Raw genomic sequence first — 14005 nt, forward strand, 5'->3', positions numbered from 1 at the left:
AATCCGCTCCAGACCCTGCCGTTGACGGAGAAGATCCAGGCCGAGAAGTTCGACGCGGTCTTCGGCGGCGGGCGTCGCGACGAGGAGAAGGCCCGCGCGAAGGAGCGGGTGTTCTCGCTGCGGGACGAGTTCTCGCAGTGGGACCCGCGCAGGCAGCGGCCCGAGCTGTGGAACCTCTACAACGGGCGGCACGCGCCCGGCGAGCACGTGCGCGTGTTCCCGCTGTCCAACTGGACCGAGCTGGACGTCTGGCAGTACATCGCCCGCGAGGGTATCGAGCTGCCCGACATCTACTTCGCGCACTACCGCGAGGTGTTCAGCAGGGGCGGTATGTGGCTGACCGCCGGCGAGTGGGGCGGGCCGAAGGCGACCGAGACCGTGGAGAAACGGCAGGTCCGGTACCGGACCGTCGGTGACATGTCCTGCACGGGCGCCGTCGACTCCGAAGCCGCCACGCTCGACGACGTGATCGCCGAGATCGCCGCCTCCCGGCTGACCGAGCGGGGCGCGACGCGGGCCGACGACAAGCTGTCCGAGGCCGCGATGGAAGACCGCAAGCGCGAGGGGTACTTCTGACCATGAGCACGACCACCATCGACACGCTGCGGTTCGCGACGGCCGGTTCGGTCGACGACGGCAAGTCCACGCTCGTAGGACGGCTGTTGCACGACTCCAAGTCGGTCCTCACCGACCAACTCGAAGCCGTACAACGGGTGTCGGCCGACCGCGGGCAGAACGCGCCCGACCTCGCTCTCCTCACCGACGGACTGCGCGCCGAGCGCGAGCAGGGCATCACGATCGACGTGGCGTACCGCTACTTCGCCACGCCCCAGCGGCGGTTCATCCTCGCCGACACCCCCGGCCATGTGCAGTACACCCGCAACATGGTGACGGGTGCCTCCACCGCCGAGTTGGCGATCGTCCTGATCGACGCGCGCAACGGCGTCGTCGAGCAGACGCTGCGGCATGCCGCCGTGGCCGCGCTGTTGCGGGTGCCGCATGTGGTGCTGGCCGTCAACAAGATGGACCTGGTCGGGTACGACCAGGCGGTGTTCGAGCGGATCGTCGAGGAATTCGCGGGCCACGCGGCCGAGTTGGGGCTGCCGTCCTGCACGCCGATCCCGGTGTCGGCGCTCGTCGGTGACAACGTGGTGGACCGTTCGGCGCACATGGACTGGTACGAGGGTCCTGCCCTGCTGGAGTTCCTGGAGAACGTCCCGGTGGGCGCCGATCCGTCCGACGCGCCGGCCCGTTTCCCCGTGCAGTACGTCATCCGGGACGGTGAAGTCCGTTGGTACGCGGGGCAGTTGGTGTCCGGTTCGCTGCGGGTCGGGGACCGGGTGACGGTTCATCCGTCCGGTGAGACCTCCGAGATCGCCGGGATCTCCGTGCTCGGCACCGAGGCCGGGGCGGCGTACGCGCCGCAGTCGGTGAGTCTGCGGCTCGCCGACCAGCGGGACGTGTCGCGCGGCGACATGATCACCGCCGGGGCCGACGCGCCCCTGCTCACCCAGGACGTCCGGGCCGCCGTCTGTCATCTGGCCGACCGGCCGCTGCGGGTCGGCGACCGGGTACTGCTGCGGCACACGACACGGACGGTGAAGGCCGTCGTACGGGATCTCGGTGGTGCCGCCGAGCTGGCCGCGAACGATCTGGGCCGGATCACCCTGCGCACCGCCGAGCCGCTCGCGCTCGACGACTACGCGGTGTCGCGTCGCACGGGCGCTTTCCTCGTGATCGACCCGGCGGACGGCGCGACGCTCACCGCGGGCATGGCCGATCTGGCCTGATTCCGCCTCGCTCAGAACGCCCTCGGGCCCCGTTTCGGACGGGGCCCGAGGGCGTTCTTGTCACGAGACGTCAATAGCGCGGTAACAAGGGGAGCTGTCGTGCGAGAGAGCGCGTTGAACCGGGTATGCCGCTCGGTACCGGGACGAAGGTCCCGCACGGAGCCCGTCGAGAGACTCTGACAAAGGGCGCCGTACCATTCATATAGTTGAAAGCAGGACAGCCTGCTCCATGAACGGACCCGCCTTGCAAGAACGCCCCTCCGCCTCCGCCTCCGCCTCCTGGCGCATCGCACTGCCGCACACCGCCGCGGCCGTGCCGGTGGCCCGCGCACTGGTCCGTACGGCCCTGTCCGAGGTCCGGCACGCGGCCGACAGCGACACCGCGGAGCTGCTGACGGCGGAGCTGGTCGCGAACGCGGTGGAGCACACCGCCGGTGACGCCCCCATAGAGCTGGTGGTCGAGCTGCTGCCCTCCGGCTGCCGGGTGGAGGTGCACGACCCCGACCCGGAGCCGCCCGCGACCCTGACCAAGCCCGCCGAGGAGGAGCCCGACCCCTGGCAGGAGCACGGCCGCGGCCTGCTGCTGATCCGCGCGCTCAGCTCGTCGTGCGGCCACCGCCCCACCGAGTCCGGCAAGGCGGTGTGGTTCCGGCTGCCGGTCGTACCGGCCCAGTGGCGTCCGGCGGGATAGCCGACGGACGTTTTCCAAGACCCGCTCAGGCCAGGGTCGCGACCAGCACGGCCTTGATGGTGTGCAGCCGGTTCTCCGCCTGGTCGAAGACGACCGAGTGGGCCGACTCGAAGACCTCGTCCGTGACCTCCAGCGAGTCGAGGCCGTGGGTCTCGTATATCTCGCGGCCGACCTTGGTACCCAGGTCGTGGAACGCCGGCAGACAGTGCAGGAACCTGACGTCCGGGTTGCCGGTGGCCCGCAGGACGTCCATGGTCACGGCGTACGGCGCGAGGGCCGCGATCCGCTCGTCCCAGACCTGCTTGGGCTCGCCCATGGAGACCCACACGTCGGTGACGACGAAATCGGCGCCCGCCACCCCGTCCTCGACCCCCTCGGTGAGCGTGATCCGCGCGCCGCTCCGCTCGGCGAGCGCGCGGGCGGCGGTGACGATCTCCTCCGCGGGCCAGTACGACTTCGGGGCGACGATCCGCACGTCCATGCCGAGCAGCGCGCCGGTGACCAGGTAGGAGTTGCCCATGTTGAAGCGGGCGTCGCCGAGGTAGGCGAAGGCGATCTCCTTGAGCGGCTTGTCGCTGTGCTCGGTCATGGTGAGCACGTCGGCGAGCATCTGGGTGGGGTGCCAGTCGTCGGTGAGCCCGTTGTAGACCGGGACGCCCGCGAACGCGCCCAGCTCCTCCACGGCGGCCTGGCTTTCGCCCCGGTACTCGATGGCGTCGAACATCCGGCCGAGCACGCGCGCGGTGTCCTTCACGGACTCCTTGTGCCCGATCTGCGAGCCCGACGGGTCGAGGTAGGTCGTCGAGGCGCCCTGGTCGGCCGCGGCGACCTCGAACGCGCAGCGGGTGCGCGTCGAGGTCTTCTCGAAGATCAGCGCGATGTTCTTCCCCGACAGGTACCGCGTCTCGCCCCCGGCCTTCTTGGCGGCCTTCAGCTCGGCGGCCAGCTCGATCAGGCCGCGGAACTCCTCCTCGGAGAAATCCAGCTCCTTGAGGAAGTGGCGGCCGGCGAGGGCGGTCGGGACTGTCGCCATGGGGGCGCTCCAGAGATGCGGGTACAGGTACGGGGAACAGGTGCTCAGGTTTGGAATTCTATACGATACATAGAATTTCTATACGGCGTCCCGTTCGACCGGACAGCTCATGCAGCGCGGCCCGCCCCGGCCCCGCCCCAGTTCGCTGCCCGGGATCTCGATCACCTCGATGCCCTGCTTGCGCAGAAACGTGTTGGTGGTGGCGTTCCGCTCATAGGCGACGACGACGCCCGGCTCGACGGCGAGGACGTTGCAGCCGTCGTCCCACTGCTCGCGCGCGGCGGCGTGCACGTCCTGGGTGGCGGTCAGGACCCGGATCCCGTCCAGCCCGAGGGCGGCGGCGATCGCGCGGTGCATGTGCTCCGGCGGATGGTCGGTGACCTTCAACTCCTTGTCGCCGACGCCCGGTTCGATGGTGTACGACCGCAGCATGCCGAGCCCCGCGTACTGGGTGAAGGTGTCGCCGTCGACCATCGTCATCACCGTGTCGAGATGCATGAAGGCGCGCTGCTTGGGGATGTCGAGCGCCACGATCGTCCGCGCGGAGCCCTCGGCGAACAACTTGTGCGCGAGCATCTCGACGGCCTGTGGGGTGGTGCGCTCGCTCATGCCGATGAGGACGGCGCCGTTGCCGATGACGAGGACGTCCCCGCCCTCGATGGTGGACGGGTAGTCGGCCTGCCCCTCGGACCAGACGTGGAACTTCTCGGCGCGGAAGAGGGGATGGTGCCGGTAGATCGCCTCGAAGTGGACTGTCTCGCGCTGCCGGGCCGGCCAGCGCATGGCGTTGACGGAGACGCCGTCGTAGATCCACGCGGAGGTGTCGCGGGTGAAGAGGTGGTTGGGGAGCGGGGCGAGGAGAAAGTCGTCGAGGTCCATGACGTGGAAGCGGACGGAGGTGGGCTCCGCGTGGGCTTCCAGGAACTCGCGCTTGGTCATGCCGCCGACCAGCGCCTCAGCCAGTTCGGGGGCGGGCAGCGCCTCGAAGGCGGCGCGGAGGTGGTCGGTGGCGAGGGGGCCGTACTCCTTCTCGTCGAAGACCCGGTCCAGGACCAGTGACCGGGCCGCCGGGATCGCCAGGGCCTCGGCGAGCAGGTCGCCGAACAGATGGACCGCGACACCGCGGTCGCGCAGCACGTCCGCGAAGCCGTCGTGCTCGGCGCGCGCCCGGCGCACCCAGAGCACGTCGTCGAAGAGGAGGGCGTCCTTGTTGCTGGGGGTGAGCCTTTTGAGCTCAAGATCCGGCCGGTGCAGGATGACGCGGCGCAGCCGCCCGGTCTCGGAGTCGACATGGAGTGCCATGTCTCCATCCTGACCATCTCCGACCGAGTTCACCCCCTACTTGTCGTACTGCCACTTGTTCTCGTCCTCTTGACGACAAGTACGCCGGGCGATTATCGTCTTACTGACGAGATCGATGCGGGATCCCACGGGATCTTCTGACCGGATCTGAGGGACTCTGATGGCCGACATCACCCGGCGCCTGGGCTGGCGCCACCTGCGCGGGGCTCCGACGGCGCACATCCGCCACCACCGCTCGGGCAAGTTGCTGCACGACGGGCCCGGACTCAGCTTCTGGTTCCGCGCGTTGACCGCAGCGCTCTCCGAAGTGCCGGTCGACGACCGGGAGTTGGCCATGACCTTCCATGCCCGTACGTCCGACTTCCAGGACGTGGCGGTCCAGGCGACCGTCACCTACCGCATCAGCGACCCGGCCCTCGCCTCCGCACGGCTCGACTTCTCCGTCGACCCGGACACCGGCGTGTGGCGCGGCGCGCCCCTTGAACAGCTGGGCACCCTGCTGACCGAGACGGCCCAGCAGCACGCGCTGGCCGTGCTCGCCCGGACGACTCTCTCGTCCGCGCTGGTCGACGGGGTGACGGCGGTACGGGAGCGGATCGCGGGCGGGCTCGGCGCCGAACCCCGGCTTCCGGCCACGGGCATCGAGGTGGTCGCCGTCCGCGTGATGGCACTCCGCCCCGAGCCCGAGGTGGAGCGGGCGCTGCGCACCCCGGCCCGCGAGCAGATCCAGCAGGAGGCGGACAAGGCGACCTACGAACGCCGGGCGGTGGCCGTCGAGCGCGAACGGGCGATCGCCGAGAACGAACTCGACAGCCAGATCGAACTCGCCCGCCGCGAGGAGCAGTTGGTCGACCAGCGCGGCACGAACGCCCGGCGCGAGGCCGAGGAGCATGCCGCGGCCGACGGGGTCCGCGCGGAGGCGGAGGCGACCCGGACGGTACGGCTCGCCGACGCCGAGGCGGCGCGTTCCGTACGGCTGGCCCGTGCCGAGGCCGAGGGCTCGCGCGAGGTGGGCGACGCGCGGGCGCACGCCCAGGCGGCCTGGCTGCGGGTGCACGCGGATGTCGACGTCGCGACCCTGAACGCGCTCACCGGGACGCGGCTCGCGGAGAACCTGCCGAACATCGACAGTGTCACGATCTCGCCGGACGTGCTGACGGGGCTGCTCGCCCGGCTCGGTGCCGGTGGTGGCGGGGCCGGCGCGTGAGTCTCGCACCGCGGGTCGTCCTCGTCCACCGGACCACGGAGTACGAGGAGTTGGTGGCCCGGCACGGGACGCACGGCCAGGCCGCGTACTTCCTGCGGTCGCGCGGCCGGGACATCGAGGAGGTCGCCGAACGGCACCGCCGGACCAGGCGGGCGCTGGCCGAGGTCTCCTCGGCGGTACCGCTGACGTGGCGTCAGACACAGGTGGAACGGGCCGACTTGGACCGGTTCCTGTTCGCGCCGGAGGACGTCGTGGTCGTGGTCGGGCAGGACGGGCTGGTCGCGAACGTGGCCAAGTACCTTGCCGGGCAGCCGGTGTTGGGCTTCGACACGGATCCGGGGCGCAACCCGGGTGTCCTGGTACGGCACCGGCCCTCGGACGCCGGCGTCCTGCTGGCCTCCGCCCTCGCGGCGGCCACCGGTGTGGACGAACTCACCATGGTCGAGGCCGTCGCCGACGACACGCAGCGGTTGGTGGCCTTGAACGAGATCTATCTGGGCGCCGTCGGTCATCAGACGGCCAGATACCGCCTGGGTCTGGAGGGCGACGGGGGTGTCGTCGAGGCCCAGGCGTCCTCCGGGGTGCTCGTGGGAACGGGCACCGGGGCCTCCGGCTGGCTCCGGTCGGTGTGGCAGGAGCGGGGCAGTGCGCTCGCCCTGCCACACCCCTCGGAGGACCGGTTGGTGTGGTTCGTACGGGAGGCTTGGCCTTCGCCGGTGACGGGGACGTCACTGGTCGCCGGTGAGCTGAACGGTTCGGCGGGGTTGCAACTCACCGTTGAGTCCGAGCAGTTGGTGGTGTTCGGGGACGGGATGGAGGGGGATGCGGTGGAGTTGACGTGGGGGCAGGTGGTGAGGGTGGGGGTTTGTGGGGAGAGGTTGCGGTTGGTGGGGTGAAAAACCTTTCCCACCCACCCACCCACCCACCCGTCTCGGGCGTTTAGAGGTTCACCTTCTAAGAGACGGCAAACGGGTGGGTGGGTGGGAAACGGGGGTCTGGGGGCGGAGCCCCCAGGGGCGGCTACAGACGCGGGTCCACCGGCTCCGACTCCAGCGCCAGTACCCCGAACACCGCCTCGTGGACACGCCACAGCGGCTCCCCCTCCGCCAGCCTGTCGAGGGCCTCAAGACCGAGCGCGTACTCACGGATCGCCAGCGAGCGCTTGTGGTTCAGGAAGCGGCCCCGCAGGCGGGTGAGGTTGTCGGGGCGCGTGTACTCGGGGCCGTAGATGATCCGCAGGTACTCGCGGCCACGGCACTTGATGCCCGGCTGGACCAGTCGTCCCGTCTCTCCGCGCACCACCGCGCCCACCGGCTTGACGACCATGCCCTCGCCGCCCCGGCCCGTCATCTCCAGCCACCAGTCGACGCCCGCCCGGATCGACTCCGGGTCGCCGGTGTCGACGTACAGGCGCCGGGTGGTCTGCAGCAGACCAGTGCTGTCGTGCTCCACCAGCCGGTCCAGCAGGGCGAGTTGTTCGTCGTGCGGGAGGGCGGCGAGGCTGCGGCCCTGGACCGCGAGGAGCTGGAACGGGGCCAGGCGGACACCGTCGAGGCCGTCCGTGGTCCAGCAGTAGCGCCGGTACGCGTCCGTGAACGCCGAGGCGTCGGCGGCCCGTTCGCGCTGCCGGGAGAGGAGGTCCGTCACGTCCACGCCCCGTCCGGCGGCGCCTTCCAGCGCGGCCAGCGCGCCCGGGAACACCGCCCCGGCCGCCGCGCCGACCGCCGCGTACTGACCGCGCAGCAGCCCGGACGCCTTCAGCGACCACGGCATCAACTCCGCGTCCAGCAGCAGCCAGTCCGTCTCCAACTCCGCCCACAGGCCCGACTCGTCGAGTGCCGTGCGCAGGCGGCCGAGGATCTCCTCCGTGACCGTCGCGTCGTCGAAGAAGGGGCGGCCGGTGCGGGTGTAGAGAGAGCCCGTGGGGCCGTCGACCCCGAACCGCTTCCGCGCCGTCTCCGCGTCCCGGCACACCAGCACCACCGCCCGCGAGCCCATGTGCTTCTCCTCGCACACGACCCGCGTCACCCCGTCCTCGGCGTACTGCGCGAACGCCTCCGCCGGGTGCTCCAGGTAGCCCTCCACCCGCGAGGTCGCCGTCGGGGCCATCGTCGGCGGGAGGTACGGCAGCAGTCGCGGGTCGACCGCGAAGCGGCTCATGACCTCCAGGGCCGCCGCCGCGTTCTCCTCACGGACCGACACCCGGCCCGCGTGCCGGGTCTCCACCACTCGGCGGCCGTGCACGTCCGCCAGGTCGAGCGGGCGGCCGTCGTGGCCGCCGGGTGCCTCCGTGAGCAGCGGGCGGGTCGGCTCGTACCAGACCTGCTCGGCCGGTACGTCGACCAGCTCCCGCTCCGGCCAGCGCAGCGCGGTCAGCTTGCCGCCGAAGACGGCGCCCGTGTCCAGGCAGATCGTGTTGTTCAACCAACTGGCGTCCGGGACCGGGGTGTGACCATAGACAACCGCCGCGCGGCCCCGGTAGTCCTCGGCCCACGGGTAGCGCACGGGCAGGCCGAACTCGTCGGTCTCGCCGGTCGTGTCGCCGTACAGCGCGTGCGAGCGGACCCGGCCGGAGGTGCGGCCGTGGTACTTCTCGGGCAGACCGGCGTGGCAGACGACCAGCCGGCCGCCGTCGAGGACGTAGTGGCTGACGAGTCCGTCGATGAACTCCCTCACCTGGGCGCGGAATTCGTCGGTCTCGCCCTCCATCTGCTCGATGGTCTCCGCCAGGCCGTGGGTGTGCTGGACCTTGCGGCCCTTGAGGTGACGGCCGTACTTGTTCTCGTGGTTGCCCGGTACGCACAGGGCGTTGCCCGACCCGACCATGGACATCACGCGGCGCAGCACACCGGGCGAGTCGGGGCCGCGGTCGACGAGGTCGCCGACGAAGACGGCCGTGCGGCCCGCCGGGTGGACGCCGTCGTCGTAGCCCAACTTGCCGAGCAGGGTCTCCAGTTCGGCGGCGCAGCCGTGGATGTCGCCGATGATGTCGAAGGGGCCGGTGAGGTGGGTCAGGTCGTTGAAGCGCTTCTCGGTGACGACGGACGCGTTCTCGACGTCCTCCACTCCGCGCAGGATGTGCACCTTGCGGAAGCCCTCGCGCTCCAAGCTCCGCAGCGAGCGCCGGAGTTCGCGGGTGTGGCGGGTGATGACGCGGCGCGGCATGTCGGCCCGGTCCACGCGGGCGGCGTTGCGCTCGGCGCACACCTCCTCCGGTACGTCGAGCACGATGGCGATGGGCAGGACGTCGAACTGCTTTGCCAGGTCGATCAGTTGGCGTCGGCTGTCCTGCTGCACGCTGGTCGCGTCGACGACCGTGCGGCGGCCGGCCGCGAGGCGCTTGCCGGCGATGTAGTGCAGGACGTCGAAGGCGTCCCGGGTGGCGCTCTGGTCGTTCTCGTCGTCGGAGACCAGGCCCCGGCAGAAGTCCGAGGAGATGATCTCGGTCGGCTTGAAGTGGCGGTGCGCGAAGGTGGACTTGCCGGAGCCGGAGGCGCCGATCAGGACCACGAGGGAGAGGTCGGTGACGGGCAGGACTCGCCCCTTGTTCTGCGTCTCGGTCATGCCGCCTTCGCCTCCTTCGTGGTCGTCCGCTTGGTCGTGCTGATGGAAAAGACCGCCATCTGAGTGGGCGGGCCCACCTCGGGGTCGTCGGGTCCGACCGGTACGAACTCGACGTCGTAGCCGTGCCGTCGGGCGACTTTCGCCGCCCACTCCGCGAACTCGGCGCGCGTCCACTCGAAGCGGTGGTCGCTGTGCCGGACGTGTCCGGCGGGGAGGGTCTCCCAGCGGACGTTGTACTCGACGTTCGGGGTGGTCACGAGGACCGTCCTCGGGCGGGCGGCGCCGAACACCGCGTACTCCAGCGCCGGCAGCCGGGGCAGGTCGAGGTGCTCGACGACCTCGCTGAGCACGGCGGCGTCGTAGCCCTTGAGACGGTTGTCGGTGTAGGCGAGCGAGCTCTGGAAGAGCTGGACGCGCGAGGACTGCCGCTCCCCCATGCGGTCGAGCTTGAGGCGGCGGGCGGCGATGGTGAGCGCGCGCATCGACACGTCGACGCCGACGATCTCCGTGAACCGGGTGTCCTTGAGCAGCGTCTGCACCAACTGGCCCTGTCCGCAGCCGAGATCGAGCACGCGGCCGGCACCGGACGCCTTGAGCGCCTCGACGATCGCGTCCCGGCGCTGCACGGCGAGCGGGGTCGGCTTCTCCTCGGTCTCCGTCTCCGCCTCGACGGCGTTGTCGATCTCCTCGACCTCGCTGTCGTCGGCCTCGGCGAGGCGTACCAGTTCCAGTCGCTCCATGGCCTCCCGGGTCAGGGACCAACGGCGGGACAGATAGCGGCTGGTGATCAGCTTCTGCTCCGGGTGCGCGGGCAGCCAGCCCTCGCCGGCTCGCAGCAGTTTGTCGACCTCGTCGGGGGCCACCCAGTAGTGCTTGGCGTCGTCAAGAACCGGGAGCAGGACGTACAGATGGCGCAGCGCCTCGGCGAGGGTCAGCGTCTCCGACTCCAGTACGAGGCTCACGTACCGCGAGTCGCCCCACTCGGGGAACTCGGCGTCCAGCGCGACCGGTTGGGCGGTGACCGTCCAGCCGAGGGGTGCGAAGAGCTTCTGTACGAGGTCGGTTCCGCCTCTGGCGGGCAGTGCGGGTACCTCGATGCGCAGTGGCAGTGGCCGGGCCGCGCGCTCGGGGCGGGCGTTGCACACGCCGCGCATGGCGCTGGAGAAGACCGCGCTGAGGGCGACGGCGAGCAGTGAAGAGGCCGCGTACGGACGGTCGTTGACGTACTGCGCGAGCGCCGCGTCAGGCGCGCCGCCGCGTCCCTTGCCCTTGCCGCGCCGGACCAGTGCCACCGCGTCGACCTCCAGCAACAGCGCCGCCGTGCAGCGCCCGGCATCCGCCTCTGGGTAGAGGACGTACGCCTGGCCGTAGGACGTGGAGAACGCCTGCGCCTTCTCGGGATGCTTGTGCAGCAGGAACCCGAGGTCGGTGGCGGGGAGTTCGGGGGTGCCGGTGGTACTGATCGTCAGGAACACGGTGGGTATGCCTCGAAACCTCTTCTGAGCTGCGGATACTTGTCGTGCGGTCCACTGCCGTGCGCATTCTGTGCACGCGCGCCGAATGCCGGGGAACCGCGACGACGGGAGAGCGCGCCTCGGCGATCACTGCTCCGGAGCTGTCCTCGCCCTCGTGGTGATGTGCACGCCACGCGGCGATCAGCCGGCCACGCGGCGCACCCTTGTTCAGCGCGCCTCCACAACGTACAGCGAACATCCCCGACGTACTCAGGCATTTTCCCTCAGCCGCCTACTGTGCCCGGTTGCCCCACGTCACAACTGGAGAGTGAACCAGGTGGTCTTTCCCTGGTCGGTGGGGCGGACTCCCCAGCTGTCGGCGAGGGTGTCGACGAGGATGAGACCGCGCCCGGACTCCTCGTCCTCGGCGGCCAGTCGCGGCTGGGGCAGGTGCGGGCTCAGGTCGCTGATCTCGACGGCGAGTTCGGTGGCGGTACGGCGCAGGTGAAGGACGAGGGGGCCCTGTGCGTGCTGGACGGCGTTGGTGAGCACCTCGGAGACCAGGAGCCTGGCGTCGTCGGCCCGGTGGGCGCAGTCCCAGGCGGTGAGGGTCTTGAGCACGAAGGAACGGCCCTCGGCCACCGCGAGAGCCCTGGCCGGGAGTTCCGCGGTGGCGGTGGCCAGCGGGGCGGCCGGGAACTGGGCCAGCAGGAGAGTCACGTCGTCGTTGTGGCCCTCGGCGTCGGGCAGCAGCGTCGCGAGGACGTGGTCGGCGGCGGCTTCCAGACCGGTGTCGGAGGCGAAGGCGTCGCTGAGGGCCGCGCTCAGTTTGTCGATCTGGTACTCGATGTCGCTGCCGGGTGTCTCGACCATGCCGTCGGTGTACAGGGCGAGGGTGGCGCCGGGCGGGACCTCCACGGACGACTGCTGGTAGAGGACGTCACCGACACCGAGCGGCGCGTTGACGGGCGCCGGAAGCCTGCGGGTGCCGTCGCCGTCGCCGGGGCCGGCGACGAGGGTGGGGAGATGACCGGCCGAGCAGGTGGTCACGGAGCCGGTGTCCGGGGCGATGACGAGGTAGCAGCAGGTGACCAGTTGGTCCGGGACGTCGAGGTCGGCGACGACGGCGTCCAGTGCCTGCATGAGCTGGCGGGGCTGCATGCCGGTCTTGGCCAGGGCGTGGGCGGCGGAGCGCAGCTGCCCCATCACGGAGGCCGCTTCCAGGCCGCGGCCCATGACGTCACCGATGACGATGCCGACCCGGCCGGCGCCGAGCGGGATGAGATCGAACCAGTCTCCGCCCACCCCGGCGCCCTGGGTGGCCGGCCGGTAACGGCTCGCGGTGGCCAGGCCCGGGATGGCCGGTGGGGTGCCCATCAGGCTGCGTTGCAGGGTCAGGGCGATGTGCTTCTGCTGCTCGTAGAGTTCGGTCAGTTCCGCCTCGGCGCGTTTACGGTCACTGATGTCACGGACGATGGCACACGCGCCGATGACCGCGCCGCTCGTGTCGCGGGTGGGCCACAGGGTGACGTCGACGTCGAGCATGACACCGGTGCTGGTGAGGCGGAGGGTTTCGAAGTGCTCGATCTTCTCGCCCTTGCGCAACTCCTCCAGCAGCAGGGCGATCTCGTCCCTGCGTTCCGATGGTGCCAGCATCGACACGGGCCGGCCGATGGCTTCCTGGGCCGTGTAGCCGTACAGCCGCTGCGCGGCGGCGTTCCAGTAGGTGATGCGGCCGTCGAGGGTCTTGGCGAGGATCGCGTCCTGGGAGGACTCGACCAGGGCGGCGAGTTCGTTGATGCGGGCCTCGGCGGCCTTGCGTTCGCTGACGTCGCGGACGGCGGCGGAGACCAGGAGTCCGTCAGCGGTTTCCAGGGGGCTGAGGCTGATCTCGACGGGGAACTCACTGCCGTCCTTGCGCAGCCCGTGCAACTCCAGCCCGGCACCCATCGGCCGCACCTGACGGTTGGTGGTGGCGTAGCCGGCGCGGTGCCGCGTGTGATGGGAGCGGAACCGCTCGGGCACCAGCAACTCGACCGGGTGGCCCAGGAGTTCTTTGCGCGGGTAGCCGAAGAGGGTTTCGGTCTGCGCGTTGACCAGCTTGATCGTTCCGGTGTCGTCGACGATCACCATGGCGTCCGGAGCCGCTTCCAGGAGGCTGCGGAACCGTTCCTCGGCGGCCTTGCGTTCGCTGACGTCACGGACGGCGGCGGAGACCAGGAGCCCGTCACTGGTCTCCAGAGGGCTGAGACTGATCTCGACGGGAAACTCACTGCCGTCCTTGCGCAGCCCGTGCAACTCCAGCCCGGCACCCATCGGCCGCACCTGCTGGGTGGCCGCGTATCCGTCGCGGTGCGCGCCGTGCTGATCGCGGAACCGGTCGGGGATGAGCACCTCCACCGGGCGGCCCAGGAGTTCTGACCGCTGGTAGCCGAAGAGCGTCTCCGTCTGCGCGTTGACGAGTCTGATCGTTCCGGTGTCGTCGACGATCACCATGGCGTCCGGAGCCGCTTCCAACAGCCCCCGGAACCGGTCCTCGACGTGAGCCGACCCGTCGTCTTGAGGCCGTGCGGCGCAGTGGTCGTGCAAGCACCCGTTGGTCGCGGCACCGTCGGAGACGGCTGCTGTGATCGTGTCGCCCATATCGGCCCCAACCGGCTGGCTGCTGTGGTGAATCGGGCAATCTCACCGCGTTCCGGCCGCGTCCGCTCTCGAGTGTCCCTTACTGGCTACGCCATGACCCAAGCCGCCCGTCGCCCGGCCCGGTGTGACTGTTTGTTGTCTGTTCGGCGGCCCTGCGAGTTCGGTCCTGTCGGGCTCGCGGCTCCTGTGCCCGTTCCGATGTCGGTGGTGGCTGCGAAGCCGGCGGCATGCCTCGGTCGACGCCGCCTCCCGCAACGTCGCCCCGCCCGTTGGGCATCTGGCGGACCAGGCGTCAATTTCCTTACCGGTCAGGCCAGTTGT

General features: G+C 70.3%; 10 protein-coding genes. 5 read left to right on the top strand and 5 right to left on the bottom strand.

Features of this window, described 5'->3' with window-relative positions:
* The 3 genes from cysD to ACIBJH_RS37560 all read left to right on the top strand — a co-directional run.
* On the top strand, nt 1–576 hold a 576-nt coding region (gene cysD / locus ACIBJH_RS37550), incomplete at its 5' end, for a sulfate adenylyltransferase subunit CysD (RefSeq protein ID WP_399121423.1).
* A 2-nt stretch (nt 577–578) separates the two neighbouring features.
* Nucleotides 579–1790 (top strand): sulfate adenylyltransferase subunit 1, encoded by a 1212-nt coding sequence (locus ACIBJH_RS37555; RefSeq protein ID WP_399121424.1) that lies wholly within the window; start codon nt 579–581, stop codon nt 1788–1790.
* Nucleotides 1791–2019: 229 nt separating this feature from the next.
* The gene (locus tag ACIBJH_RS37560; RefSeq protein WP_399121425.1) at nt 2020–2481 is read left to right on the top strand and encodes an ATP-binding protein; all 462 of its coding nucleotides are present in this window, start codon (nt 2020–2022) and stop codon (nt 2479–2481) included.
* A 25-nt stretch (nt 2482–2506) separates the two neighbouring features.
* Here the strand turns inward: ACIBJH_RS37560 and argF are convergent, their stop codons facing one another.
* Both argF and ACIBJH_RS37570 read right to left on the bottom strand, forming a co-directional pair.
* A complete protein-coding gene (gene argF / locus ACIBJH_RS37565) occupies nt 2507–3514 on the bottom strand; it encodes an ornithine carbamoyltransferase (protein WP_399121426.1) in 1008 nt (335 codons plus the stop codon).
* 78 nt (nt 3515–3592) lie between these two features.
* Nucleotides 3593–4816, bottom strand: coding sequence for an arginine deiminase (locus ACIBJH_RS37570; protein WP_359610144.1), 1224 nt, complete (start codon nt 4814–4816; stop codon nt 3593–3595).
* 160 nt (nt 4817–4976) lie between these two features.
* On the opposite strand from ACIBJH_RS37570, the gene ACIBJH_RS37575 reads away from it, so the two are divergent.
* Nucleotides 4977–6023: an SPFH domain-containing protein gene (locus ACIBJH_RS37575; RefSeq protein WP_399121427.1), complete on the top strand. Its 1047-nt coding sequence runs from the start codon at nt 4977–4979 to the stop codon at nt 6021–6023.
* Entirely contained in the window at nt 6020–6919 is a 900-nt protein-coding gene (locus tag ACIBJH_RS37580; RefSeq protein ID WP_399121428.1) for a hypothetical protein, read from the top strand. The genes ACIBJH_RS37575 and ACIBJH_RS37580 overlap by 4 nt, the downstream gene beginning before the upstream one ends.
* Before the next feature lie 124 nt (nt 6920–7043).
* On the opposite strand, the gene ACIBJH_RS37585 is transcribed toward ACIBJH_RS37580, so the two are convergent.
* From ACIBJH_RS37585 to ACIBJH_RS37595, 3 genes are all read right to left on the bottom strand, one after another.
* Nucleotides 7044–9587 carry a polynucleotide kinase-phosphatase gene (locus tag ACIBJH_RS37585; protein ID WP_399121429.1) on the bottom strand — a complete coding sequence of 848 codons (2544 nt, stop codon included), beginning with the start codon at nt 9585–9587 and terminating at the stop codon, nt 7044–7046.
* Nucleotides 9584–11062 (bottom strand): 3' terminal RNA ribose 2'-O-methyltransferase Hen1, encoded by a 1479-nt coding sequence (locus tag ACIBJH_RS37590; RefSeq protein ID WP_399121430.1) that lies wholly within the window; start codon nt 11060–11062, stop codon nt 9584–9586. Before ACIBJH_RS37590 ends, ACIBJH_RS37585 begins: the two co-directional genes overlap by 4 nt.
* 294 nt (nt 11063–11356) lie before the next feature.
* Nucleotides 11357–13684: a PAS domain S-box protein gene (locus ACIBJH_RS37595; RefSeq protein WP_399121431.1), complete on the bottom strand. Its 2328-nt coding sequence runs from the start codon at nt 13682–13684 to the stop codon at nt 11357–11359.
* Nucleotides 13685–14005: the final 321 nt, after the last annotated feature.

The sequence above is a fragment of the Streptomyces sp. NPDC050548 genome (assembly GCF_044457385.1).
Classification (GTDB): Bacteria; Actinomycetota; Actinomycetes; order Streptomycetales; family Streptomycetaceae; genus Streptomyces.